Origin of the sequence: Desulfonatronum zhilinae, from assembly GCF_900182865.1 — a bacterium.
Taxonomy (GTDB): domain Bacteria; phylum Desulfobacterota; class Desulfovibrionia; order Desulfovibrionales; family Desulfonatronaceae; genus Desulfonatronum; species Desulfonatronum lacustre.
Map to the genome: position 1 here is coordinate 146401 of NZ_FXUJ01000003.1, position 25186 is coordinate 171586.

23 protein-coding genes are annotated in these 25186 nt (G+C 62.5%); 16 read left to right on the forward strand and 7 right to left on the reverse strand.

Annotated elements, in window-relative coordinates; genetic code table 11:
* Positions 1-347: 347 nt before the first annotated feature.
* Positions 348-2207, reverse strand: a complete 1860-nt coding sequence (locus tag AC559A_RS04320) for a RiPP maturation radical SAM C-methyltransferase (protein ID WP_498816451.1) — start codon at positions 2205-2207, stop codon at positions 348-350.
* Between the two features lie 282 nt (positions 2208-2489).
* On the opposite strand from AC559A_RS04320, the gene AC559A_RS04325 reads away from it, so the two are divergent.
* The 3 genes from AC559A_RS04325 (at position 2490) to AC559A_RS04335 (ending at position 6915) form a co-directional block, all read left to right on the forward strand.
* Positions 2490-2648, forward strand: coding sequence for a hypothetical protein (locus AC559A_RS04325; protein WP_153304589.1), 159 nt, complete (start codon positions 2490-2492; stop codon positions 2646-2648).
* A 149-nt stretch (positions 2649-2797) separates the two neighbouring features.
* Positions 2798-3670 (forward strand): MogA/MoaB family molybdenum cofactor biosynthesis protein, encoded by an 873-nt coding sequence (locus AC559A_RS04330; protein WP_498816452.1) that lies wholly within the window; start codon positions 2798-2800, stop codon positions 3668-3670.
* Positions 3667-6915 carry a UvrD-helicase domain-containing protein gene (locus AC559A_RS04335; RefSeq protein WP_498816454.1) on the forward strand — a complete coding sequence of 1083 codons (3249 nt, stop codon included), beginning with the start codon at positions 3667-3669 and terminating at the stop codon, positions 6913-6915. The genes AC559A_RS04330 and AC559A_RS04335 overlap by 4 nt, the downstream gene beginning before the upstream one ends.
* 176 nt (positions 6916-7091) lie before the next feature.
* Here AC559A_RS04335 and AC559A_RS04340 read toward each other — a convergent pair whose 3' ends face one another.
* Positions 7092-7238 (reverse strand): hypothetical protein, encoded by a 147-nt coding sequence (locus AC559A_RS04340; RefSeq protein WP_162834856.1) that lies wholly within the window; start codon positions 7236-7238, stop codon positions 7092-7094.
* Positions 7239-7385: 147 nt separating this feature from the next.
* Here AC559A_RS04340 and cbiR point away from each other — a divergent pair, with 147 nt between their 5' ends.
* From cbiR to AC559A_RS04385, 9 genes are all read left to right on the forward strand, one after another.
* Positions 7386-8288, forward strand: a complete 903-nt coding sequence (gene cbiR, locus AC559A_RS04345; protein ID WP_498816456.1) for a cobamide remodeling phosphodiesterase CbiR — start codon at positions 7386-7388, stop codon at positions 8286-8288.
* Entirely contained in the window at positions 8285-8809 is a 525-nt protein-coding gene (locus AC559A_RS04350) for a bifunctional adenosylcobinamide kinase/adenosylcobinamide-phosphate guanylyltransferase (protein WP_028572741.1), read from the forward strand. The genes cbiR and AC559A_RS04350 overlap by 4 nt, the downstream gene beginning before the upstream one ends.
* Positions 8810-9817 (forward strand): DHH family phosphoesterase, encoded by a 1008-nt coding sequence (locus AC559A_RS04355; protein ID WP_028572742.1) that lies wholly within the window; start codon positions 8810-8812, stop codon positions 9815-9817. It abuts the gene before it with no gap.
* A gap of 60 nt (positions 9818-9877) precedes the next feature.
* Positions 9878-12535, forward strand: a complete 2658-nt coding sequence (gene polA, locus AC559A_RS04360) for a DNA polymerase I (protein ID WP_498816458.1) — start codon at positions 9878-9880, stop codon at positions 12533-12535.
* Positions 12536-12577: 42 nt separating this feature from the next.
* Positions 12578-13786, forward strand: a complete 1209-nt coding sequence (locus AC559A_RS04365) for a pyridoxal-phosphate-dependent aminotransferase family protein (protein ID WP_498816460.1) — start codon at positions 12578-12580, stop codon at positions 13784-13786.
* A gap of 60 nt (positions 13787-13846) precedes the next feature.
* On the forward strand, positions 13847-14224 hold the full coding sequence (locus AC559A_RS04370; protein ID WP_084032054.1) for a DUF1844 domain-containing protein: 378 nt from the start codon (positions 13847-13849) through the stop codon (positions 14222-14224).
* 35 nt (positions 14225-14259) lie between these two features.
* A complete protein-coding gene (argC, locus tag AC559A_RS04375; RefSeq protein ID WP_498816461.1) occupies positions 14260-15339 on the forward strand; it encodes an N-acetyl-gamma-glutamyl-phosphate reductase in 1080 nt (359 codons plus the stop codon).
* Positions 15340-15365: 26 nt separating this feature from the next.
* Positions 15366-16145 carry a prepilin peptidase gene (locus AC559A_RS04380; protein WP_498816463.1) on the forward strand — a complete coding sequence of 260 codons (780 nt, stop codon included), beginning with the start codon at positions 15366-15368 and terminating at the stop codon, positions 16143-16145.
* A gap of 116 nt (positions 16146-16261) precedes the next feature.
* Positions 16262-16756 carry a hypothetical protein gene (locus tag AC559A_RS04385; protein ID WP_498816464.1) on the forward strand — a complete coding sequence of 165 codons (495 nt, stop codon included), beginning with the start codon at positions 16262-16264 and terminating at the stop codon, positions 16754-16756.
* A 15-nt stretch (positions 16757-16771) separates the two neighbouring features.
* Here AC559A_RS04385 and thpR read toward each other — a convergent pair whose 3' ends face one another.
* A complete protein-coding gene (gene thpR, locus AC559A_RS04390) occupies positions 16772-17392 on the reverse strand; it encodes an RNA 2',3'-cyclic phosphodiesterase (RefSeq protein ID WP_028572748.1) in 621 nt (206 codons plus the stop codon).
* A 228-nt stretch (positions 17393-17620) separates the two neighbouring features.
* On the opposite strand from thpR, the gene AC559A_RS04395 reads away from it, so the two are divergent.
* Positions 17621-18406, forward strand: coding sequence for an HD-GYP domain-containing protein (locus AC559A_RS04395; RefSeq protein WP_498816466.1), 786 nt, complete (start codon positions 17621-17623; stop codon positions 18404-18406).
* 20 nt (positions 18407-18426) lie between these two features.
* Here AC559A_RS04395 and AC559A_RS04400 read toward each other — a convergent pair whose 3' ends face one another.
* Positions 18427-18930 carry a CinA family protein gene (locus AC559A_RS04400; RefSeq protein ID WP_245590059.1) on the reverse strand — a complete coding sequence of 168 codons (504 nt, stop codon included), beginning with the start codon at positions 18928-18930 and terminating at the stop codon, positions 18427-18429.
* Between the two features lie 245 nt (positions 18931-19175).
* On the opposite strand from AC559A_RS04400, the gene AC559A_RS04405 reads away from it, so the two are divergent.
* Together AC559A_RS04405 and AC559A_RS04410 are read left to right on the forward strand one after the other, a co-directional pair.
* Positions 19176-20030 (forward strand): NAD(+)/NADH kinase, encoded by an 855-nt coding sequence (locus AC559A_RS04405; RefSeq protein ID WP_051434660.1) that lies wholly within the window; start codon positions 19176-19178, stop codon positions 20028-20030.
* 1 nt (position 20031) lies between these two features.
* The gene (locus AC559A_RS04410) at positions 20032-21852 is read left to right on the forward strand and encodes a hypothetical protein (protein ID WP_498816467.1); all 1821 of its coding nucleotides are present in this window, start codon (positions 20032-20034) and stop codon (positions 21850-21852) included.
* 55 nt (positions 21853-21907) lie between these two features.
* Here AC559A_RS04410 and AC559A_RS04415 read toward each other — a convergent pair whose 3' ends face one another.
* The 3 genes from AC559A_RS04415 to rsfS are packed head-to-tail and all read right to left on the reverse strand — an operon-like array spanning position 21908 to position 25014.
* Positions 21908-24283, reverse strand: a complete 2376-nt coding sequence (locus tag AC559A_RS04415) for a cysteine synthase (RefSeq protein ID WP_498816468.1) — start codon at positions 24281-24283, stop codon at positions 21908-21910.
* Positions 24284-24331: 48 nt separating this feature from the next.
* The gene (locus AC559A_RS04420) at positions 24332-24574 is read right to left on the reverse strand and encodes a hypothetical protein (protein ID WP_028572754.1); all 243 of its coding nucleotides are present in this window, start codon (positions 24572-24574) and stop codon (positions 24332-24334) included.
* Positions 24571-25014 carry a ribosome silencing factor gene (gene rsfS / locus AC559A_RS04425; protein ID WP_498816469.1) on the reverse strand — a complete coding sequence of 148 codons (444 nt, stop codon included), beginning with the start codon at positions 25012-25014 and terminating at the stop codon, positions 24571-24573. Before rsfS ends, AC559A_RS04420 begins: the two co-directional genes overlap by 4 nt.
* Here rsfS and AC559A_RS04430 point away from each other — a divergent pair.
* Positions 25013-25150: a hypothetical protein gene (locus AC559A_RS04430; protein ID WP_498816470.1), complete on the forward strand. Its 138-nt coding sequence runs from the start codon at positions 25013-25015 to the stop codon at positions 25148-25150. The genes rsfS and AC559A_RS04430 overlap by 2 nt on opposite strands.
* The last annotated feature ends 36 nt before the right edge of the window (positions 25151-25186 follow it).

Consider the following 25186-nt stretch of genomic DNA (forward strand, 5'->3'; position numbering starts at 1 on the left):
CAGCCTGCAGAATCTGGCTTTTTCAACTGCTAACAGACTTATTATACGAAATTGACAAAAACTCACCACCTTATCTCACAAACAGCTAAGCCTCTTCTCGAAAAGAACCTTTTTCGTTCACGACATTCTGTTTTCAAAAGCATTATTTGCTCTGCAACACAATCCCTCCACCGTCGATGCCAACATTATGCAGTGCCAGATCAATCCTGAAAAAAGCCCTGCATAAAGCCCACCTCAGAGTGGTATGGCGGGGTGGAGCATGGCTGAACACTTTGAGAAAAGATGTCGCCTCGGTGCAATACGTTGCCGTGGTGGCGCATTCAGTCCGAATTCACGCCATTGGCCGCTTATAAATCCTCCGCACTCCGGTCCATGGGCACGGCCAGGCTCAGAAATCTGTCGGATTCCGAGAACATCAATCGCTTGTCCACCATCATCCGCAAAAAGCCGTCCAGTTTGTCCGCGGCCAGGTGGGGGAGCAGGGATTGGATTTGGTTTCTGGTGCGGCTTTTTCGGCAGAAGAGGTAGATGCGGCGTGAAGCTTGGGGCAGGCGGTGGGTGTCGTGGGTTTTGTCCGGGCGGCGGAGGGTGATGATCAGGAAGTCCGCGCCGTCCTGGTAGCCCAGGATCGGGGCGGGATTCGGGCCGCGCATGGATTGGGCGTATTCCCTGGCCCACTGTCTTGCCCGGTGCTCCACCGGTCGCCACAACCTGCGCTGCTCCCGCTTGCCGCCGACGTACCCCTGCACCATGAAGCGGAGGGTCCGGGCGATTTGAGGAGGAAACAGGACGCTCCAGCGCGGGTCGTTGCCCGTCAGGCGGATTCCGTGGCCGCGCGGATCGCGGAATACCGGGCTTCCCAGGCCCAGCCAGAAGGATACCGGACGCAGGGGCAGGTAGAGGGCGACGAATTCCATGTTGGCCAGGGTTTCTTGGACTTCTTGGGCCGTGGAGCCGGGAAAACGCATCAGCAGGTTGCCGCCGTGATGGATGCCCAGGGCCTCACAGTGGCGCATGACCTCGATGTTGTCCAGGGCGCTGGTGCCCTTGTTCATCCTGGCCAGCAGGGCGCTGCTCAAGGCCTCGACGCCTACCTGGACTTCGCGCATCCCGGCCCGGCGCATGGCCGCGAGCAGGGTCGGGGGCGTGTCGGCCCGGATTTCGCCGAACAGTCGGTAGTCCCTGCCGGATTCGGCCAGCGTGGTGAACAATTCCGTCGCGCCCTTGCGGGGCAGCAGGTTATCCATAAAGGAAAAGCCCAGCACCTTGTGCCGGGTGCTCAGGGCGGTGATTTCCTCCGCGACCTTGCGCGGGGATTTAGCCCGGTATCCGGCCCAGTGCCGGTTCAGGTTGCAGAACGCGCAGCCTTGAGCGGGGCGGTTCGGGTCCGGCTTCTTGATCCACCAGCAACCCCTGGAGGCCTCCACCGGAAGCACGGGATGAAACTGTTTCACCGGGCCAAGAGTTTGCAGTTGGGCGAAATAGTCGTCGAAGTCCGGTATGGGCAGATCGTCCAAATCCCGGATTTGGCGGTTGAGGCCGTCCGGGAGGGGTTTTCGCGCAGCCCCTTGGTTCCGACACAGGGCGTCCGTCAGCTCGGCCAGGTCCGTTTCCCCTTCTCCCTGGGTCAGGTAATCGATCTCCGGAAACGCGGCGGTCAGGGCCACGAAGGATTCGCCGGAAAAACCGGCCCCGCCGACCACGACGGGCAGTTCCGGATATTTTCGCTTGATGCGCCGGATCAGAACCAGGGAGCAGGTCGACTGGCACAGGGAGACGCTGAACCCGGCCAGACCGAACGCGGTCCAGTCGATGTCGGCGATGAACCGGTCGCAGGCCGTGTCCAGGGCCTGGGCCAGAGCCGGCAGCCCCACGGCGCGGATGGCCGGGTTTTGCCTGCTTTCCCGCTCGAAGAGCCGCTGAATGGCCGGACCCTGGTCCGGAAAGAGCAAGGTCGCGGCCACGCTTTCCGCGACCCAGGTTCGCTCGGAAATGACTTGATACAAGGTGTAGCCGACGGCCGCAGCCGCATGAAGATGAACATGCTCCGCCCGGACCGGCACGTCGGGGAACCGGCGGCGCAGGTGGGCCTTGAGCGTGCCGAGCTGGATGGAGGGCCGGTTGTACATGGCCCAGGGCGCGGAAACGAGTATGAGCGGACGGGGGGAGATTATTCCGGCTTCAGGCTTGTGTTCGGCTGTGTGCATGGCAAGATCCGGATGCTATATATTTGGATGCGAGACGGTTGATCAAGGTTCTTGTTCTGGGCGTTTGTTCAGTATCCGTGCTCAGAATAGGGTTCTGAGCTGAAAACGCGCTCCACTCGCCCCCAAAATGGATAATCCGACCCAACTGTTCGATCAAGCCTTCAAACAGCATGAAGAACCGGCGTTCCTTCAGTGAATTGTCTTGTCCGCCTCCGTTCTTGACATTTGCCTGGACATTGACCAAAGACCTCGCATGTGAACTTTATTACAAAGGAGACGACCATGGGCATTACGGAAATCATCCCCACTTTGATCGCCAACGCGGCCAAGGAAGCCGATCTTTCCAGCGTAATCGGCGTCGGGTTCATCTTCACCTATCTGACCGTGATCGTGATCACCGCGCTTGTCCGCATCAAGCAGGGCAAGCACATGGATCACTAATCGCTTCTTGTCTTCATCCGGCCTCAGGGGCGACAAGCTCAAGGGGTTTTGGCCCCTCGGTCCACGGCCAAAGCTTCCTTGTTCGTGCGAACGAGGGGCTTTTGTCGTTTGGGCGTCCAAAGACTGTTCCGGGATTCACGGAAAACGCCATGCAATTGCGACTCAGCTCCATGCGGCGGGAGAATTTCGCCTCGGGGCAACGTCTGGCCGTGGTACGCGGTCCGGTTTTGGAGCCGGATACGGCTTCGGGCCTGTTTCCCGGCCCGCACCTGATCGCGGAAACGCCACCGTTGCCCGGCGTGGGCGCTGTCTTGGCCCGACCCGGCGAAGCCGGGAGCCTTCGGGTGCTGGGCATGTTCCGTTGGCCGGATCCCGTTGGCGGTCTGCCGAGCCGTGAGGGCTGCTGGGTCCAGGTGTTGGAAGCGTTCCAGGTTGAGCCGGGAGCGCAATCCTGGGCCGCGACAAAATGCGGCCACAGTCTGGCCTGGATCACGCTCAGCGACAAAGGCTACGTCGGACACCGCGAGGACCGGGCCGGGCCGCTGATCGTCGAGCTGCTGGACAAACAGACCGGCGGGCCCCTGGAACTGGCCTGGGCCCAAGGCTTTCTGCTTCCTGACGAGCCCGGAAGATTGCGCGCGCTGTTCACGGAACTGGCTCTGGAACAGGGCTTCGACCTGATCGTGACCACTGGGGGCACCGGGGTCGCGCCCCGGGACACCACCCCGGAAACCACCCTCTCCGTGATCGAAAAACGCCTGCCCGGCATGGAAGCGGCCATGCTCCAGGCCGGCCTGCGCAAGACCCCGCATGCCGTGATTTCCCGAGCCGTGGTCGGTATCCTGGGCCGCGCCCTGATCATCAATTTGCCGGGTTCTCCCAAGGCGGTTCGGGAGAACCTCGAAGCCCTGCTGCCCGCTCTGGACCACACCCTGGCCAAGCTCCAGGGCGATCCCTCGGACTGCGCCACGGCGCATCCTCACGACGTCTCCCCCAACAATCACCCAGTGATTCCCGAATGACCTCCGACCTGTTCCGCGCGGACCTGCATATCCACTCCCGGTATTCCCGGGCCACCAGCCGCGGCCTGACGCCGAGCCACCTGGCCGCCTGGGCCCGGGTCAAGGGTCTGGACGTGGTGGCCACCGGAGACTTCACCCATCCCGGATGGCTGCAAGACCTTGAGGAATGTCTGGAAGAGGACGATTCCGGCCTGCTGGTTCCGCGGCGGGAAGCGGACCTCTCGGCGGAGATCCCCTGGCTGGAGTCCGTTGCTCCGGGTCGCGGCGCAAGCCCGGTCCGGTTCATTCTCTCCGCGGAAATCAGCACCATCTACAAACGCGCGGGCCGGGTGCGCAAGGTCCATCATCTGGTGTACGTCCCCGGTCTGGAGCAGGCCAGGGCGTTGAACGCCAAGTTGGAACAAATCGGCAATCTGGGTTCGGACGGTCGGCCCATCCTCGGGCTGGACTCGCGCCATCTCCTGGAAATGGTCCTGGAGCTGCACCCCCAGGCCTTTCTCGTCCCCGCGCATATCTGGACGCCCTGGTTTTCCCTGTTCGGCTCCAAGTCCGGCTTCGACGCCATTGAGGAGTGCTACGGAGAACTGTCCTCGGAAATTTTCGCCCTGGAGACCGGGCTGTCCTCGGATCCGGACATGAACTGGCAGTGGAGCGCCCTGGACCGCTTTCGGATGATTTCCAATTCCGACGCCCATTCCGGGGAGAAGCTGGCCCGGGAGGCCAATCTGTTTCGCGGCGAGCCGAGCTTCGAGGGCATATACAAGGCCCTACGGGGCGACGGCGGGAGCCATGCCTTCCTGGGCACGGTGGAGTTCTTTCCCGAGGAGGGCAAGTATCATCTGGACGGGCATCGCAAGTGCGACGTGGTCCTGTCCCCCGGAGAAGCCATGGCCCGGGGCAACATCTGCCCGGTTTGCGGCCAGCCCCTGACCCTGGGCGTGCTGCATCGGGTAATGGAATTGGCCGACCGGGACCAGCCGCTGAAGCCGCCCAATCAGCCTGGATTTCAGTCCCTGGTGCCCTTGGTGGAATTGATTTCGGAAGTCCTGGGCAAAGGCCCGGGTACCAAGACCGTGCGCCGGGAATACGCGGCCCTGGTCGCGGCTCATGGCTCGGAGCTGGACATTCTCGGCGAGCTGCCCCTGGACGACATGGCCCGTCGCCGCCCGGCCCTGGCCGAATCGTTGCGCCGGATGCGCCAGGGCCGCGTACTGCGCCAGTCCGGATATGACGGTCATTTCGGCACGATTTCCATGTTCACGCCCCAAGAACAGCGGGAACTGCGACGGGGCCGCGCTTTTTTCGCGACGCCGCCCGCAGAGGCTCAACCCGTGGATGCTCAACCCTCGGCTGCCGAGCCACAATCTTCCTATGGGGCCGTCCCCCCATCGCGAATCCCATCGGAGCCTTCGGACAAAGGCGCACGGCCCGAAGCCCGGATGGAGTTCAACGCGGAACAGGGCCGGGCCTTGCGGGCCGGGCCGCGGCCGGTGTTGGTCCTGGCCGGGCCGGGCACGGGCAAGACCAGGACCTTGATGGGCCGGATCGCCTATTTGTTGCAAAAAGGGGAACAGCCCCGGCGGATGCTGGTGGTCACCTTCACCCGGCGGGCGGCCAATGAACTCCGCGAACGACTCATCGCCACCCAGGGCGAGGAAGAAGCCCTGCCCCAGGCGGACACCCTGCACGCCGCGGCCTACGAAGTCTGGACCAGGGTCCAGGGCGACGCCCCGGTCCTGCTCTCCGAGGACGCGGCCCGGCGGGTTTTCGCCGCGGCCAATCCGGAACTCGGTCCAGCCGGGGTGAAGCAGGCCTGGAACGAACTCTCCCGTGCCAGGGAGAGCCGCGTGGTGTCCGACCTTGCCGAGGGCGCGGCGGAAAGGGCGGAACTTGCCGCCCGGTACGCCCGCCAGAAGCAGGATTGGAACCTGGTCGACTACACGGACCTGCTGGAGTTCTGGCTGGCCCAGGCCACCGAGGAGCGCGCCCATCACCCGTATACGCACATCCTGGTGGACGAGGTGCAGGACCTTTCCCGGCTCCAGTGGGAACTGCTTCAGGCCCTCGCCCCCCAGGACGGCTCCGGGTTCTGGGCCATCGGCGACCCCCGTCAGAGCATCTATGGTTTTCGGGGCGCGGTGGACGACATCGCCGCGACCATGCGTGCTCGCTGGCCCGATCTGGAGGTCGTCTCCCTGAGCCGAAATTACCGCTCCACGGAAAACCTGGTGCGTCTCTCAGGGAAGGTGTTTCCGGGCGAGCAAGGCCTGTTGGCCGAAAATCCGCATGCGGGGCGGATCGCCCTGTTTCAGGCCTCCAGCGCGGCCCGGGAGGCTGCCTGGATCGCCGACCAAACGCGGACGCTGTTGGGCGGGAGCGCCCATTGGGAAGCGGATCGGGGAACTCAGGGCGGCCTGAGCCCCGGAGACGTGGCGGTGCTGGTCCGGATCAAGGCCTTGATTCCGCCCATCGTTCAGGCCATGCAGCGCCTCGGGGTGCCTTGTTCCGCGCCCGAATCCGAGCCGTTCTGGAAAGAACCCAGGGTCGCCCTGCTGTTGCAGGCCGCTGCGGAACTGCTGGGGCTCGGTCGGGCGGAGGATGCGGACCAGGAAGTCCTTACACGGCATGTTCAGGGTCACGTTCTGGAACAGGCCCTGGTGCAGGGACCCGTGGCCCTGGCGGCCCATTTGCAGGAAGTGCCGCCCTTTGATCGCCTGTTCTGGCAAAGCAAGGAATTTTTGCGTCTCAAGGAGGCCTACGCCCGGCACAAGGGCTGGGCCGGGCTGCTGACCTGGATCAACTTCCACACCGAACTGGAACTGGTCCGCGCCCGGGCCGAAACCGTCCAGGTGATGACCCTGCACGCCTCCAAGGGGCTGGAGTTCGAGGCTGTCTTTTTGCCGGCCCTGGAAGACGGTCTGTTGCCCATGGTGGGGCTTGGTCCGCTGGGGGGGCATCGGGACGCCGAGGAACCTCCCCAGGAAGGCGTCATTGGTCCGCTATCCAGTTTGCCATCCAGTTTTCTCGGGGATCTGGAAGAGGAGCGGCGGCTGTTCTATGTCGGGTTGACCAGGGCCAGGCAATGGCTGTTTCTCAGCCATGCGGAAAAACGCAATCTGTTCGGTCGAACCTTGCGGCTCAAGCCGTCGCGTTTCCTGGGGGACCTGCCCCGGGAAGAGATGCGATGCAGCAAGACTGTGCAGCAGGTGGTCCGGCGGGAAAAGCGGATGACGTTATTTTCTTGATGGTCGAAAAACCGTGGTTTTGAAAGGGCTTGCGGGAGGGAGACGGGCGTATCCGCCTAACAAGTTTGTCGGCGAACTTACCGGCGAATCTACCGGTGAATCTGGCAACTAACCTGTCGGACCGAGTTGGAACGTCCGGGCAGGCGCGATGGCACGGCAGGGTGTGACGCGAGAAATCAGAATCGGAAAGCGCGATAGACGAAGCGCTCGTACACCGTACAAAACCGTTGGGCCGTGCAGGTGTTGACGCCGATTTCCCGCAGTCTACAGTAGACGTGCAGGGGGTTGAAGTAGTGCTGGACGAAAAAGCGAACGGTGCGCATTGGGCTGGGCCTTGGAAAACGGTGCGAAAAACCTGCTGAGCGGGCAGTCGTGCAAGTTTTTTTTGCAAGGTGTATGCCATCGTCCCTGGACTCCTGCGCGCTGAGAGCGTTCTGCTGTGATTTTTTCCCCATGTCAACCACGACTTCATGAAAACGGGCGTCTTCCCAAAAATCCCGGCCATGTCCGCTTCCGGTCTCTGTTCACGCTCCAGGCTGAAACATGCAAGAATTGCCGCCCCGTCGTTCGTCTGGCCGGCGGATGTCGCCGCGAATTGCCGGCGGCTTGAGCCGTTGGTGGACGAAGTGGGGCTGCTTTTTTTTCAATCCGAAGCCTGCCTGGCCTACACCGAACATGACCTGCCTCCCTGGCTGGCAGAGACCGGCCTCGGGTTTCACGTCCATCTGCCCCTGGATCTGCCCTGGAACGAAGGACCGGAACGGGTCTGGGAGATCGTCTTCGGGCTGCGACGCAAGGCGGCTTTTCTCCGTCCCTGGGCCTTCGTGCTGCATCCGCCCGAGGCGCGGGCCGATTTTGCCGATCTTTCCGGACAGTCCCGGATTTGCCCGCCATCGGGAAATGGCGTAGCCTTCAGGCAAAGTTTTGACTCCCTGCGCGATTTTGTTCGACTTTGGGATCAAGAGAGGGAGCAGAGGCAGGAACACGGGAGCGGACGCCCGGAGGAACTGCTGCTGGAGAACATCCGGGAAAACGATCTGGTGGACTCGTGGTCATTGATTCAATCCTCCAACCTGGGTATTTGCCTGGACTTGGGGCATCTGCTCGTCCACGGACAGCAAACCCACCACCTGCCGGGGATTTGGTCCCGCGTGCGCATGATGCATCTCAGCGCTCCCGGCAAGTTTGGGGCGGATGGACGGCCACGGGACGGGCATCGTTCCCTGACCGAGCTGGACCACCGCGGCCGGTCGCTGCTGGAGGAAATTCTGGGGCGGATTCGCCCGGACTGTGTCTTGATGCTGGAAGTTTTTGAACCGGAGGGGTTCATGGAATCGTTGAACATGCTCCGCGCCATGACGGGTCGCTCATGATTACCTTGATTCTCGGAGGAGAGAAGTCCGGCAAGTCCGCCTGGGCCTTGCAGCGTCTGCTTCAGGCGGACGGTCCGCATCTGTTCGTCGGCACGGCCGCGGCCCAGGACATGGAAATGCGCCAGCGTATCCGGGAGCATCGTCGCCAGCGGCCCGCGCATCTACCGGCCCTGGAGACGAATATCGAACTGCCCGAGGCGCTGCGCCGGGAGCGGGCGGACCACGGGGCCATTTTGGTCGACAGCCTGGACTTCTGGCTGTTCGCCTGCATCCAGGCCGACCAGGAGACCCGGTTGCGAACCGAACTGCTGGACTGCTTGCAAGAGAGCGCCCTGAAAATGGTCGGGACGCGCCTGCTTTTCGTCAGTTCGGAAATCGGCCTCGGTCCGATCCAGGCCACGCCCCAGACCCGGCACTTCGTTCGCAGCTTGGGCCTTTTAAATCAACAAATCGCGGGCCTGGCCGACGAAGTGGTTCTGATGGTCGCCGGGTTGCCGCTTTGGCTGAAAGGAACGAGTTAGATGGGCTACTTCCGATCCCTGGGCTCCAAGATCGACGCCCTGAACGAGCTGTGGCGCAAATCGGACCGCTGGCTGATCATGATGAACGCTGACCCGGACGCACTGGCCTCGGCCCAGGCCCTGCGCCGGATCATGGCCCGTAAGGTGGCCGCGGTGGACTGCGCCCAGGTCAACGAGATATCCCGGCCGGACAACCTGACCATGATCAAGACTCTGCGCATCCCCACCCAGCGCCTGACCCCGAACCTGGCCGCGCAGTATGACCACTTCGCCCTGGTGGACTCGCAGCCTCACCATCACCCGGCATTCAAGGACTACGCCTTTTCCCTGATCATCGATCACCATCCCCTGGTTCCGGAAAATCCGGTTGAGGCGGAATTTCAGGACATCCAGCCGGGATACGGGGCCACCAGCACCATGCTCACGGAGTATCTCCATAGACTGAAGATCCGACCGGGAGAACTGCTGGCCACGGCCCTGCTCTACGGCATCAAGACCGACACCCAGAGTTTCGAGCGGCAGTTCTCGGACATCGACGTCCGGGCCTTTCGTTACCTGAGCAAGTTCGGCAATCTGAACCTGCTGCGCAAGATTTCCCGCAGCGAGTTCCGGCTGGACTGGCTGAAGTATTTTTCCCTGGCCTTCCGCAAACTGCGGGTGAACGGCCATTGCCTGCACGTGTTCATGGGACGACTGGACTCCCCGGACATTCTGGTGATCCTCGGGGATTTCTTCCTGCGACTGTACGGGATTTCCTGGACCGTGACCTGCGGGGTCTGCGACGACACCCTGGTCCTGATCTTTCGCGGCGACGGACTGCATCGGGACATGGGCAAGCTGGCCAACAAGCTGTTCGGCGACGTGGGCTCGGCCGGAGGCCACGCGACCATGGCCCGGGCGGAAGTTCCGCTGGCCAATATCGGCGAAAACGACCCCGAGGATTTTGTCTGGCAGCGTCTTCGTTCCGCCAAACGCGCCGTGGCCAAGCCCACGCCCAGTACATCCTGACCGCGTTTCAACCACCGTTTGAACATCCCCCGAGTGCTCCCAAGCCCTACCCGAGACTCCATGAGCCTGAAATCCCGCCTGAACCTCTCCGCGGACCCGGTGTTTCTTCTTGACGGAACCTCCTTTTTGTACCGGGCCTTTTACGCCTTTCCGGATCTGAAGCGCTCGGACGGCTTCCCGACCAACGCCCTGTTCATCGTCCTGCGCCTGCTGTTGCGCCTGCATCGCGAGGAACGACCGCGCTACGCCGGCTTTTTCCTGGACGGCCCCGGCCCCACGTTTCGCCATGAATTGTTCACGCCTTACAAGGCCCAGCGCCCCAAGACCCCGGAAGCCCTGGTCCAACAGATCGAGCCGCTGGTCCGGGGAGTGGAGCTGTTCGGCCTGACCGTCCAGGTGTCGGAAGGGGTGGAGGCGGACGACCTGATCGCCAGCCTGTGCAGGAAGTTCAAGTCCGAATGCCCGGTGGTTGTCGTCGGTTCGGACAAGGACCTGTTGCAATGCCTGGACAAGAATGTCGTGATCTGGGACCCGGGCCTGAAAAACGAGAAGCTGGTCACCAACGAATCCTTCCGCCGGGAACACGCCATGACCCCGGAGCAGTGGCCGGATTTCCAGGCCTTGACCGGAGACAGCACGGACAACATCCCCGGCATTCCCGGCGTCGGCCCAAAGACCGCCATGGGGCTGATGCGGCGATTCCCGACCCTGGAGGCTTTGCGGGACAACGTGAACGTGCTGACGCCCAAGGAGCGCAAAAAAGTCGAACCCGAGCTGGAGCGCATTTTTACCTACCGAGAGCTGACCCGTCTGCGCACGGACCTGCATCCGGACGCCCAGCTGGAGGATTATCGTTGCCGGGAATGGGACGACGCGTCGCTGCTGGCGTTTCTGCGCGAATACGAATTTCGCTCCCTCGAACGAGAGATGGCGGCCCTGTCCGCGCCTGAAGCATCGGCATCGTCCGATCAAGGGCGATTGCGCCAAGGAGAGTTGCTGACCTCGAAAACCCAGAAGGCGACGAAACGCTTGGCCGCGCATCGGAACCCGAAAGACGACCCTCCGGATGAACAGGCTTTGGAACGAACGGAGGTTCTGCCGAATTTTTCCGGAAAACGGGTCGGGGTGGCCGCGGACCGAGACAGTTGGCGACTGGGGCTGGAAGGGCGTGAACTCCTGTGGGGCGGCACGTCCAAGAACGTGACCAAGGATTTGGTGGACGCGTTGCGTCCGGCGGCCCTGGTCGCGGCCCATTCCTGGAAGGATTTGCTGGCCCAGGACGCGTGTTGGTCCGAAGTGCCCATGGACCGACGCTTCGACGTCAGTCTGGCTGCCTACCTGCTCCAGCCCGAGGAGCGCGACTACAGCCTGGCGGCGCTGGTTCGCCGATATGGCCATGAGCTGGCGGATGCCGCCCAGCCCGGCGAGGAAGCGCCCGCCCTGCTGACGTTGCGGCTGGCCGAGGCCCTGGGGCGCAGCGTGGGGCAGGCCGGGTTTTCCGAGCTGATCGCCACTCTGGAGATGCCCTTGATCCCGGTGCTGGTGGACATGGAGCGGGTCGGAGTGCTGCTGGACCAGCAGGCCCTGAAAGCCTTCCTGGACGAGGTTCAGGCGGGATTGGAGCGGCTTTCCAGGTCCATTTCCCAGCGGGCCGGAGGGTCGTTCAATCTGCGTTCCAGCCAGCAGATGGCCGAGGTGCTCTTCGAGCGCCTGGCCTTGAAGACCGGACGCAAGACCCCCGGCGGCGGCAGGTCCACCAGCGTGGAGGTCCTGGAGCGGCTGGCCGGGGAGCATCCAATCGTTCCGGAGATCCTGGAGTACCGCAAACTGGAAAAGCTGCGCTCCACCTATCTTGAACCGCTGCCCAAACTGGCCGACAAAGGCGGCAGGGTGCACACCACCTTCAACCAGTTGGCCGTGGCCACGGGGCGACTGTCCAGCAGCAACCCCAATCTACAGAACATCCCTATCCGAGGCGACCAGGGACGGCGGATGCGGGCCTGCTTCACCGCGCCGCCCGGCCAGGAGCTGATCAGCGCGGACTATTCCCAGATCGAGTTGCGCGTCCTGGCCCATCTTTCCGAAGATCCGCACCTGCGGGATCTCTTTGCCCGGGGAGTGGACGTCCATTCCGGTACCGCGGCCATTTTGTTCGTCAAGGAGCCGGAGCAGGTCACCGCCGAGGAGCGACGCAAGGCCAAGACCATCAATTTCGGGCTGCTCTACGGCATGGGGCCGCAAAAGTTGGGCCGGGAACTGGGCATCAACCAGCAGCAGGCCAAGGACTTCATGGCCCTGTACTTCACCCGGCTGCAAAAGGTCCGGGATTTTTACGAAGAGGTGGTGGCCAAGGCCAAGGAACAAGGGGCGGTGTTCACCCTGGCCGGAAGGCGCCGGACCTTGCCGGACATCAACTCCCGCAACGACAATCTGGCCCAGATCGCCCGGCGCATGGCCATTAACACCGTGGTTCAGGGCTCGGCCGCGGACATCATCAAAATGGCCATGATCCGCGTTCACGGCGACGAAGCACTGCGGGCGGCCGGGGCCCGGATGATCCTTCAGGTCCACGACGAACTGCTCCTGGAGGCCCCGGACGCGGAGAGCCAGCGGGTCGGCGAACGAGTGGCCGAGTTGATGGCTTCGGTGGTTCAGCTGGACGTGCCCCTGGTGGTGGATTGGGGCCGGGGGGCGAACTGGGCTGTGGGGCATGGGTAAGGATCGATTTTCATTGACGACAACCAGAAAGGAACGAATCGAATGCGCAACAAGCTGCGTTTGCTGACCCCGGGACCGACGCCCTTGCCCGAGGAAGTCCGCCTGGCCCTGGCCCAGGATATGGTCCATCATCGCAAGCCCGGATTCAAGGCCGTCTTGCACCGGATTCAAGAGGGGCTGCAATGGCTGTTCGGGACGACACAACCCGTGCTGCCGCTGACCTGTTCCGGCAGCGGGGCCATGAACGCCGCGGTGTGGAACCTGTTTCAACCGGGCGAGCGGGTGTTGGTGGTGGAGGCCGGGAAGTTCGGGCAGCGCTGGAAGGATATCGCCCTGGCCCGGGGGCTGGAAGCCACGGTGCTCAAGCTGCCCTGGGGCCAGGCGGTTTCCCCGGAGGCGATCCGCGAGGCCCTGGACGCGGACCCGGCCATCCGAGGGGTGCTGGTCCAGGCTTCGGAAACCTCCACCGGGGTGCTGCATCCGGTGCGGGAGATCGCGGAAATGACCCGGCACCGGGACGTCCTGCTGGTGGTGGACGGCATTTCCGCCGTGGCCATTTCCCCGTGCCCCATGGACGAATGGGGCGTGGACTGTCTGCTGACCGGCTCCCAGAAAGGCCTGATGCTCCCACCCGGCCTGGCCTTCATCGCCCTTAGCGCCCGGGCCTGGGCCGCGGTGGAACGCCAGGCAGGTCCCGCGGGCTCTCCGGGGGCCTGCCCCGTGGCCTATTTTGATCTGCGCCGGGAGCGGGAGAACTGCCTGAAGGACCAGACCCTGTTCACCCCGGCCATCAATCTGCTCAACGGACTGGACGTTTCGCTGAGGCTGTTCCGGGAGCGCGGGCTGGAGGAAATTTTCCGCAAGCAATGGGCCCTGACCCAGCTGACCCGCAGGGCGGTCCGAACCCTGGGGCTGGAACTGCTGGTGCAAAAACAGTACACATGGGGGCTGACCAGCATCCTGGTCCCCGCCGGTCTGGACGGGCAGCGGCTGCTGCAAATCGCGGCCGACGCCTACGGCGTGGTCATGGCCGGAGGCCAGGATCACCTCAAGGGCCGGATCATCCGTCTTGGTCATATGGGCCACGTGGACTACGCGGACGTCCTGGCCGGGCTCTACGCCCTGCGCCAGGCCTTCAAAGCCTGCGGTGGACACACCGCCAGCCGGGATTATCTGGAGGCCGGGTTGACCGCCTACGAACAGGCCCTGGATCCGCGGAGCGTTCCGGGAGAGGAACCGGAGAGAACCTGAGCGAAACCGGTCGAGTGCATGAGCTTCCGTCCGACAAGCATTCGACAAGGAAGGTGAACAATGAACGAAGAGATCAAGATCACGGATCGACGCGTTGGTCATGGCAAGGAAGGCACGGAGCAAGGTGCATCGGCCGTGGAACAGGCCCAGGCGGACCACCAGGCCGGAGCCGGAGCTTTTCAAGGCTGCGTGATGCCCCAGGTCTGCTTTCCCACCTTTGTTCTGTCCCTGAGTTCCTCGGCCCTGGTCCATCTGGGCGAGGTTCCGGACCCGGAAACCGGAAAGACCGCCGAGAACATCGAAATAGCCAAACACACCATCGATATCCTGGCCATGCTCGAGGAAAAGACCAAGGGCAATCTGGATGCCGAAGAATCCAAGCTGCTCAAGGACATGCTCTTCGAGTTGCGCATGCACTACGTGCGCAAATCGGCGTAACGAACTTTTTGAAATCACCAACCGTAGAGAGAACCATGCAACGCATTCCCGTCGGACTCGTGGGCGTGGCCGGGTATACCGGCATGGAGCTGTGTCGGCTTTTGGCCGGGCATCCGGAAATGGAACTGGTTCGGGCCACCAGCCGGAGCGAGGCCGGAAAGACCCTGGGGCTGCTGCTGCCCCATTTGGCCGGGACCGGTTTGGCCGATCTGGTGGTCACCCAGCCGGACACGGACGATTTGGCCGAAGCCTGCAAGCTGGTCTTCCTGGCCGTGCCCCACGGGACGGCCATGGACATGGCCGCGGAGTTGCTCCAAAAAGGCGTCCGGGTGGTGGATCTGAGCGCGGACTTCCGGCTCCGTGATCCCCAAGTCTACGCCCAGTGGTACAACCTGGAGCACCGCCACGCCGATCTGCTGGATCAGGCGGTTTACGGCCTGCCGGAGCTGTACGCCCGGGACATCGTCCGGGCCAGGCTGACGGCCAACCCCGGCTGCTACCCCACCAGCGTCCTGCTGGCCCTGGCTCCGGCTCTGCAAGCCGGGTTGGTGGAGCCGGACGGGATCGTGGCCGACTCCAAGTCCGGGGCCTCCGGGGCCGGGCGCAAGGCGGCCACGGCCACGCTGTTCTGCGAAGTTCACGACACCTTCCGGGCCTACGGCCTGGGCAAGCATCGCCATACCCCGGAAATGGAACAGGAAGTGGGCAAGTTGGCCGGAACCCCGGTGGCTTTGTCCTTCAATCCGCACCTGCTGCCCATTGACCGGGGCATCCTGTCCACGGTCTACACCCGGTTGACCCGATCCGTGACCGGGGCGGAGGTCCTGGAACTCTACCGCGACTTCTACGCCACTCGTTCCGATATCCTGGGCCCGACAGCCGGGTCCTGGGTGCGCGTCCACCCGCAAGGATCATGGCCGGAAACCCGTTTCACCCGCGGGACCATGTTCTGCGATCTCGGCCTGCTGGTGGATGCGCGAACCAATCGGCTGGTGATCGTCAGCGTCATCGACAACCTCTGCCGCGGCGCATCCGGCCAAGCGCTTGTCAACGCCAACCTGATGCTGGGCCTCGACCCGGCCCTGGGTTTGCCGGTTGCGCCTTTGGTGCCGTAGCAGCATGCTCAGGGATTGAGTTTATCGTGACCCCATTAATCGCCTTTTTCCCCCTCATCGCCCTGGCCCTCGGCCTCGTCCTGGGCAGCTTCTACAACGTCTGCATCCATCGCTACCTGACCGGAGAGTCCATTGTCCTGCCGGCCTCGCATTGTCCGCGTTGCCGCAACGCGCTTGTCTGGTGGGAGAATATTCCGCTGGTCAGCTTCATCCTGTTGCGCGGGCGGTGCCGGGCTTGCAAGGAGCCCATTTCCTGGCGCTATCCCATCGTGGAGGCGGTTTCCGGGATCTGGGCGCTGCTGCTGGCAGTGCAATTCGGCCTGGGCTGGGAATGGCTTTTGTACATGGCCGTTGGGGGATTGCTGATCATTATGAGCTTCATCGATTTTCAGGAATTTATCCTGCCGGACGTGTTCACGTTCCCTGGGGCGATTCTGGCTTTCTCCGGGACGGCGTTGATGACGGACATGACCTGGGGCGACTCCCTGCTTGGCGCGGTGATCGGCGCGGGGGCCTTTTGGTTGTTGCAGAAAGGGTACTACCTGGTGCGCGGCGTGGAAGGGCTGGGGACAGGGGACATCAAGCTGATGCTGATGCTCGGGGCCCTGGTGGGCTGGCAGGGGCTGCCGATGATGATCTTTCTGGCCGCGTTCACGGCCCTGGCGGCCAGCCTGGGCTACATGGCAAAAAATGCCCATCAGGGCATGCGGACCCGGATTCCCTTTGGCCCGTTTCTCAGCCTGGGGGCCATGCTTCAAATCTTGTACGGGCCTGTTTTGATGCACCTTTTGCTGCCCTTGGCGTAGCTCTGGGCATATTCAGTTCAGTGGTTTCGCGTCGGCTTGACCCATGTCGGTGGAGTTGGCAACCTATTTGCAAAAACGCAAGACATACGGATTTCACCTCCACCCAGGAGCACCCCATGAAGATCAATCCAGATCAATCTTCTCTCGTCAAGGCGGATGCGGAACGGGATGTCCGGAGGGTGAACAGGGGCAGTGAACGGTTTGAAGATCTGCTCCTTCGCGCCACGGAAAACATCTCGTCCGGTCAAAGCCCGCCGTCCGGCCCGGCACAACCCCTGAGCACCGGGGATGCGATGCGTCTGACGCCGACCCAGATGCTGTTCCCCGCCGACCAAACTCCAGGATTCGAGAGCAAGGCCATGGACACCCTCGACAATCTGCTTTCGAGGTGGGAAAAATATGCCCACCAGCTGACCGCCCAACCGCCGGAGTTGCGCGGCGCCAACGGAATCCTTGATGAGATTTCCACCGAGATCGGCGCCTTGAAGGCCAACTGGCCCCAACAGACCCCGCCTCAGCCCATGGCCCCTGAACTGCGCGACATGATTGACGAACTGGAAGTTCTGGCCGTCACCGAACGGATCAAGTTCAACCGTGGAGACTATCTGTAGATCGACGGGAGCCGATTATCCGAAGGCTCCCGTCGCCAGTCTCCATTCCGCCAGGGGCCGATAGTTCGGCCCTTCCGCGGACAGGCGGCTCTCCCAGAGCACCATCCGGTCCACGGTAATTTCCGGCCAGGAAATCGTTTCCACGAAGCGTAGGACCTCGCCCCAGGGCGAGGCGGATGATTGTCGACTTTCGCGCGAACTGCGGCACGCCTCGCCGCGATGGTCTTTTCGGGGCTGTTTGAGCCGTGCAATGGTCAGATGCGGCCGAAACAATCGCTCTTCTCGGGCAAAGCCCAGTTCCACGCAGACTTCCTCGATCCTGGCCGCCAATCGCCGGGTCCGGTTCGCACCTTTTCCCAGTCCCACCCAAAGGACGCGAGGCTTGCGCGGATCCGGGAAAAAACCTCCACCGCGCCCTTGCAAGACAAAGGCCTCTCCCGTACCCCCTCCGAAAAACTCGCTCAGGCGGGCCACATGCCCTTGGTCCGTTTCACCCAGAAATTTCAGCGTCAAATGCCAGTTTTCCGGTTTGGTCCAGGACGCACAGGCTCCGAGGACGGGCTTCCATTCAGTGATGACGCCCGCCAGGAGCCGTTGGTAGTCTCCGGGCAATGGCAAACCAATGAAGCAGCGCATGCTTTCCTCCTGGTCAGGATGTTCTTCGGAATCCATTCGACGTGGGCTCGCCATCCTCGATCAGTCAGTCCAGGAGCTTCATGTTGCCTCCGCGGCTTTGGTGATTGCTTGACGGCTGATTTTTGGACTTTTCCGCAGGGTTGAGGCAAGAAGATCGGATGTGGTCGGGGGAATGCTGGTCGAAATCCGTCCACGCCGGGAGATGAGGAAAAGCATTGGAGGAAGCTGATGCGGGATGTCACGGATGATTTTGTGCGGATCATGGAGCGGATTGCCGGTGGTGAATATGGAAGCGATCTCTTCCGGTACAGCACCGAGGAGCATCCGGAAATGGTTCGCAGGATCGCCGAGGCCATGGGGATGATGATGGTCAAGGTGGAGGCCAGGGAGCAGCGAATTTTGATGGACCTGGAAGAACTCCGCGAGCGTCACGAAGTGTTCAAAAAAGCGGTGACCACCTTCGTGCTGGCCATGTCGTCCGCGATAGGGGCTCGCGATCCCTACACCCAGGGGCACGAGCAGCGTACCGCCGGGTATGCCTTGCGTCTGGCCCGAAGGGTCGGCTTGTCCAAGGAGGACGCCCAGTTTGTGTATCTCGGGGCCATGCTGCATGATATCGGCAAGCTCGGGTTTTCCGACAGGCTGTTCAGCGGCGAGGATTGTCGCGATTCGCCGGAATTGCTGCAAGCGATCAAGTCCCACCCCGAAATCGGAAGTTCCATCCTGCACTGGATCGACTTTCTCGGACCCGCCGTGGACGTGGTGCGTCACCATCACGAGCGTATGGACGGCTCAGGGTATCCGCAAGGTCTGGCCGGGGAGGACATTTCTTATTTTGCCCGGATCGTGGCCGTGGCCGACACCTTTGACGCCATTACCACGGATCGTCCCTACCAACCCGGCAAGACCATGCATGAAGGACTCGAGACTCTGAAAAACATCGCCGGAACCCATCTCGATCCGGCCCTGGTGGCCGCGTTTCAGGAGGAGATTCTGGAGAACGGTTTGGAGTAGCCCTTTCCTTCCCCGCCTCTTCAGCCCGTTTGCCGAACCATGTCCAACATACCTTCCAGAGCCGCGCGGGCGCTCTGGTGCTTGATCTCCAGGCGCGTTCCGGAAAAGCGCCACAGTGCACTGTGCGTCGCGTCGTCCAGGGCCCAGGCCATCCAGACCGTGCCCACGGACTTTTCCGGGGTTCCGCCGTCCGGACCGGCGATGCCGGAGACGGCCAGGGCGGCCTGGACGCCGAGGAGCCGCCGTGCACCCTGAGCCATGGCCAGGACCGTCTCCCGGCTGACCGCTCCATGATTCGCCAGCACGGCCTCCGGCACACCAAGCACCCGCTGTTTGACGTGATTGGAATAGGCCACCACGCCCCCGGCGAACCAGCGAGAGCTGCCGGGAACGTTGGTCGCCTCGTGGGCGATCAGGCCGCCGGTGCAGGATTCGGCCGCGGCCAGCAGTGCCGTTCGGTCGAGCAGCTTCGCGCCGAGCACCCGGATGGTCTCTTCGAGTTCGGTATTCCCCATGTCGGTCATTGATTTCGTCTCCTTTGCCGGTCGCCTCTCTTTGGTGATGCCGGTTCGGCAATCCTTGATCCATGAATGGGTAAAGGGTAATGCCTTGCCTGGCAAGTACGTCGACACGGATCACCGATCCACCATAGCCGACGCCTTCGCGCAAGCACGCAGAGGCGCATCAAGGACCCTTCCCTCATGATTCAGTTTTTCTCCCGCCGAACTGCTCCGTTTTTTTCAATAGTTCGGCGTCATGGGATTTCGGCATGAACCGAATTCATCCCAAATCCATCCTTCTGGTGGCCAAGCGCGGTCATGGCGAAGCCCTCGGTCTGGCCGACGAAATCGCCGACTGGTTGACCCGCCGCGGGGTCGTTGCCCGGGTTACGGAAAACGAAGACGATCTCTCCCCGTGTCTGCCGGGCCAAAGCCAGACTCCTACCCTGGTCCTCGTTCTGGGCGGGGACGGGACCATGATCAGCGTGGCCCGGAAGCTTTGCTCCAACGATATGGCGGTTCTGGGAATCAATTTCGCGCGGGTGGGGTTCCTGACGGAGTGTTCCAAGGAGGCCTGGGAGGAGGTCCTGGAGGGCATTCTGGCCGACGGAGCCGCGGTGTCCTCACGCCTGCTCCTGGACGTCCGTCTGGTCCGCGACGGGGCCACCCTGCTTTCAACCGTCGCGGTGAACGATATCGTGGTCGGTCGCGGTAATTTGGCCCGGCTGGTCAACCTGGAACTATTTTTCGCGGACGAGCGGATCTCCGCCTTGCGGGCCGACGGCCTGGTGCTCTCCACGCCCACCGGGGCTTCGGCCTATTCCTACTCCGCCGGGGGGCCGTTGATCTATCCGGAACTGGAGGTGATCTGCGCCACTCCGATCTGTTCGTTTCTGACGGAAGTCAAACCGTTCGTCTTTCCGGCAGACCAGGAAATCCGGGTCCGGGTGGACGAAGAGGCAACCGAGGTGTTCCTGACCCTTGACGGACAATCCGGGTGGCCGTTGCGCAAGGGGGACACCGTGCTGGTCGCCAGGTCGTCCCGGAAAATGCACCTGGTCAGGTATCCGGGGTCGTCCTATTTACAAAAACTCAAGGCCAAAGGTTTTCTCCGGGAGAGCTGACATGTCCGCCCATCTTCGCGCCGGTCCTTCTCCGGAGTTCCGGCTGGGGCATGATCCCCGGCTGGACGCCTGGATTCTGCATTTTCTCACCGAAAACAACCTGGACCACGCCACCAATCCGGAGGAGAACGCTTCACCGGAACAGATTCGGTTCATGGTGGATCTGGACGACGACCAGTTTTTTCCGGCCTGCACGGACTGGATGCTGGACTACCTGCTCAAGCAGGAGTTGGCCCCGGCCCTGCGCGCCGAGTACGCCCGCCATTGGAAAAGTCTGTTCCGTCTGGTCCGCGAGCAGATCACCGACCCGTATCTGCGGGACAAGATCATCGCCCTGTGCCAGTTCAAGTTCCGTTCCGCCCTGCACTCGTCCATCATCATTCCGTCGCGGTTGATCAAATGGATGCTGACGATCTTCATGAGCTACAGCGGGCTGGACGATCCGCTCCGGGACCGCAAACGCCGGGCCAACGCCCGGGCCTACGCCTTCACGCAGACCGCGTTGTACCACCGGATCGTCAGCGCCTGCCCGCAGGACATCATCGCCTGCACCAACATGGATCAGTTGCGGGAGGATCTGGACCTTCTGGAACTGAAGCGACTGGTGCGCCTGGCCACGTTGCACGGCATTTGGGAGGCCAAGGAGTTCCGCCTGCATAAGACCGTGGCCGAGTGGACCGACGTTCTCCCGGTTTGGGAGTCCAAGGAGATTCAGCCCGACGCCAAGACCTTGCTGGACGAAATGGACGCTCCCTGGCCGGAGTTTGAAGAATTGCGGGGCTATCTGTTCCAGAAGCGCCATGATTCCCTGAAGATTCTGTACCTGCCCGGCGAAAGCGGGGCCGTACTGTTCGACATTCTGATCGTCCGCTCCCTGATGCGTCAGGGCCACCGGGTCATCCTGGCCTTGAAGGAAGGGTTCGACTTCATGGCTCCCACGGTCTGGGACGCGGACTACGACCCCGTGCTGGCCGAATCCCTGGACGACGCCTTTTTTCTCACGGATAATCAGGTTTCCAAAAATGAACTACTCAAACGGATCCGGGAAAATCAACTCCTGATGATTTCGGACGGCACCCGGGAGCGTCTGAATATGTACCGGACCAGCCTGACCTTCGCCAGGGCCTGGAAGGAGGCGAATTTGGTCCTGGCCAACGGACATGACCATTATCGTCGGCTGATCGCCGTGAGCCAGGGGTTTACCCGGGACATCGTCGCCTTTTACCGCGACGAGGACGGAAAAGTTTTTTTTTCATGCAAACCGCGCTCCGAGCGCATCCGGCACGTCACGGAGCGGGAACTGCTGGTCAAGGCCGAGAAGCTGATCGATGCCATGCGCCAGGCCAGGGCCGCGGGCAAGACCGTGATTTTTTACAGCGCCATTATCGGGTCCATTCCCGGACAGACCAAGACGGCCATCGCCGTGCTCAACGCCTTTGTCGCACACCTGCGCTCCAGACTGGAACAGTCCCTGATCATCAATCCCGCCGAACATTTCGAACCGGGGATGGACGGGGACGATCTGATGTACATGTGGGAGAAGGTTCAGCGCAGCGGATTCATCGACGTCTGGCGGTTCCAAACCGTGGAGGACATCGAACGCGCCTTTGAATTGCTGGGCCAAAAGATGCCCGCGGTCTGGAACGGCAAGGACGCCACGTATTCCACGGGCTGCACCAAGGAAATGAAAATCGCCCTGGACATGCAGAAACGGCACCCCGAACTCCAGATCATCGGCCCCGACCCGGCCAAATTCTTCCGTCGCCGGGAGTATGGGGTGGGCAAGTACTTCGATATCAGCCTTGAACGGGCCTGGCGGTAGTCCGGGCGGGTTGAGGCTTTGAAAGGGTGGCCGTCAAATAACGACCAGAAAGCTGTCAGGAGGCGGAGAAGATCAGCGTCCGATCCGAGGTGTCCTGGATGCGGTAGTTGGCGGCTTCGATTTCCTGGCGCAGGGCGTCGGCCGTGGCGAAGTCCTTGTCGTTTCGGGCGGTTTCGCGTCGGGCGCAGAGGTCGCGGACGTGGTCCGGCAGGTCGGATGGGCGAAGGGGAACTTCGGTCCAATCCACCAAGCCCAGAACGGCGTCCAGGTACCGGAAGAGATCGACGCAGGCCGCGGCTTCCTGGGTGGAGAGGCGGTTCTGATTGATCGCGGCGTTGATTTCCCTGGAGCATTGGAACAGGGCAGGCCAAAAGGCGGGCAGGTTGAGGTCGTTTTCCAGGCAGTCCGTGAGAGCCTGTTTGACGTTGAACAGGGATTGACCGATATTTTGGCCGATATTCTGGCCGATATTCGTCGCGGGCTTCTTCGGTTCGGTATCCGGGGCGAGGGTGTGCAGCCTTGCCAGGGTCTGCTGAATGCGTCTCCAGTTTTTGAGCCACATTTCCAGGCTTTCAGCGGAACATTGCAACGCGGCATGGTAGGAGCCGGAGAGCAGCCAGAAGCGCAGGGCGAGGGGGGGGATGTCCATGACCGGAAGGGACGACAGGGAACAAGAGGTCTCCGGCTCGACGCAGATCGCGGACTGGGCCGTGATCCAGGCCTGGGGCTGGGTGTTGCCCACACCGCGCCAGATGGAGCAAAGGTTTTCCAGGTGCGGGAAGCGGTGGTCGTCGTCCCCGAGGACCAGGGTCAGTTCCGACGACTGACCGTGCAGAACCACACCGGCCATTTGCAGGTACCAACTGGGACGGACGTTGCCCCACTCGGTCTGGAGGAAGAAGCCGTCCTTGAGATCCGCCAGGGAGGTGCGCTTGAGCAGGGTGAAGTCCCGAGGATTGTCCTTGACGTAGCCGTCCAGGTCCACGGTGGAGCCGGAGCGCAGTTTTTCCGGATCCACCCCGAGCAGATCCCCGTAGTGCTTGTCCCGGCGCACGTCGAAGTAGACCGAGCGCAGCTTCTCGTACCCGAGACCCTTGCTGAGCAGCTTGCGGCAGGCCTGGAGCAGTTCCGGGGCGCACTGGCCCGCGGAGACGAAACGGACCCGGGAGGACACGCCCAGCCGTGCGGCAAGCTCCCGAATCGTGGAAAGGGCTTGCTTTCCGGACACCTCCAGGCTCATTCCTCCGGCACGGGCAGCGGCCACGGCCCGGTCGTCCAGGTCGGCCACGCCCACCAGCACTTCGGCTCGGTCACTGGCTTTGGCGTCCTTCTGATTGAGATACCTGGCCGCCACGTCCAGCAAAACGATGCGACGCCATGCTCCGAATCCGGTGATGTCGTCCAGGCTGGGGCCGGGGGTGAACAGGCGCATGGCCGACTTGCCGGGCCGTAACGCCGTCAACTTGCGTCGGCGCAAATCCCGGACCTGAACACCCTGCTCCTGGGGCGGGGCGAAAAGCGGGGTGCTCAGGTAGCGGATGCCGCCGTCCGGAAAGATGACCACCACCAGGGGGGGCGGGGCCGCCGGATGCTTCGCTGCCTGCTGGTCCAGTTCGCGAGCCAGTTGGAGCGCTCCGCTGAGCGCGGCCCCGGAACTCATGCCCGCGAAAATTCCTTCCTGATTGGCCAGTTTGCGGCAGAGGTCAAAGGCGGTCTCATCCTCCACGTTCAGAATCCGGTCCGGAGCGTGCTTGTCGTAGATACCCGGTGGATAGGACTCCTGCATGTTTTTCAGGCCCTGGATCTTGTGTCCGGCATAGGGTTCCACGGCCACGACCGTGATATCCGGGTTGAGTTCCTTCAGCCGCTTCGTCAACCCCATCACGGTCCCAGACGTGCCCAGGGTGGCCACCACGTGGGTCGCCCGGCCTTCGGTCTGGTCCCAGATTTCCTGGGCCGTGGTCCGGTAGTGGGCCGCGATGCTGGCCGGATTGTTGAACTGGTCCATGAGCACGTAACGTTCCGGCTCCTCGCGGTGCAGCCGGTAGGCTTCCTCGATGGCCCCGTCCGTGCTCAGGTGCCCGGGCGTGAGGTGGATGGTCGCCCCGTAGGCCAGCATGATCCGTCTGCGTTCCTCCGAGGCTGACTCGGGCATGAGCAGCATCAGTTTGTACCCCTTGACCGCGCAGACCATGGCCAGGCCGATGCCGGTATTGCCGGAGGTGGCTTCGATGATCACCTTGTCCGGGGTCAGGATACCGGATGCTTCAGCCTGTTCGATCATGGCCAGGGCCACCCGGTCCTTGATGGAGCCGCCGGGATTGAACTCTTCGATCTTGGCCGCGATCCGGACCCCGGGAAAGGGGTTCAGCTTGCGCAAGGCCACCAGGGGGGTCTTGCCGATGAGCGAGAGAACATGGTCGTGAATCATGGCGATCCGGTGGGGCGTTGGGAAGCGGTTCGGCGAATGGCGCGATGATTAGAGATAGTCCTGGTCAATAGCGGCCTTGCCGTCCGCGTTGACCAGTTTCAGAAAGCGGGTCATCCGTTCGTCCACGGGAACGATGGGAAATTGGTTCTTGCAGACGTCGCATTGCGCCAGGGACGCCTGGGTCGGGGAGGACAGGGGCAGTTCGCGTCCGCAAAACGGACACGGATAGAGATAAATGATTTCCATGCGCGCCGGCTTGACCGGCAACAGGGCTTTTTGTCTGGCGTTCATGGCTTGTCCGCGGGCGGTTCGGGGGTCGGAGCGTCGAGCAGGTGACGGGCCCGGGACCAGAGGCCGTCCAGGTTGTAGAATTCCCGGGCTTCTTCCTGGAAGATGTGCACCAGAACGTCGTTGCCGTCCACGAGAATCCATCGTCCTTCGGTATAGCCTTCCATGCCCAGATAGCCGATGCCCTGCTCGGCATAGCGTTCCAGAAGCCAGTCCGCCAGGGCTTGGGCGTGCCGGGCGCCTTGCGCCGAGCAGATGACCATCACGTCGGCCACGGCGGAAAAAGGGGTGACGTCCAGAACGGAGACGTCTTGGGCCTTTTTTTCTTCCAACCACCCGGCCACGGCCAGGGCCTTGCTTCGCGTGTCCTCGCTCAGGGCGCCGGGCGTCTCGCGAGGTGTCGCTGCCAGGGTTTGCTCTTTTGTCGTGGGGCGTGTCTTCATGGGTGCGATTTTGGGCAATGTTGCGGTTTTGCGTGGTGTTGAAGTGGTGAATCAGGTATTGAGGATGCGCGAAAAAAAAACGGGCAATCCCCCGATTTCCGAGGAGGATTGCCCGGGAGTTTTGATTTCAGAGTGATTGGTCGGAGTCAATGGTAACTCTTGGGAGAAACTC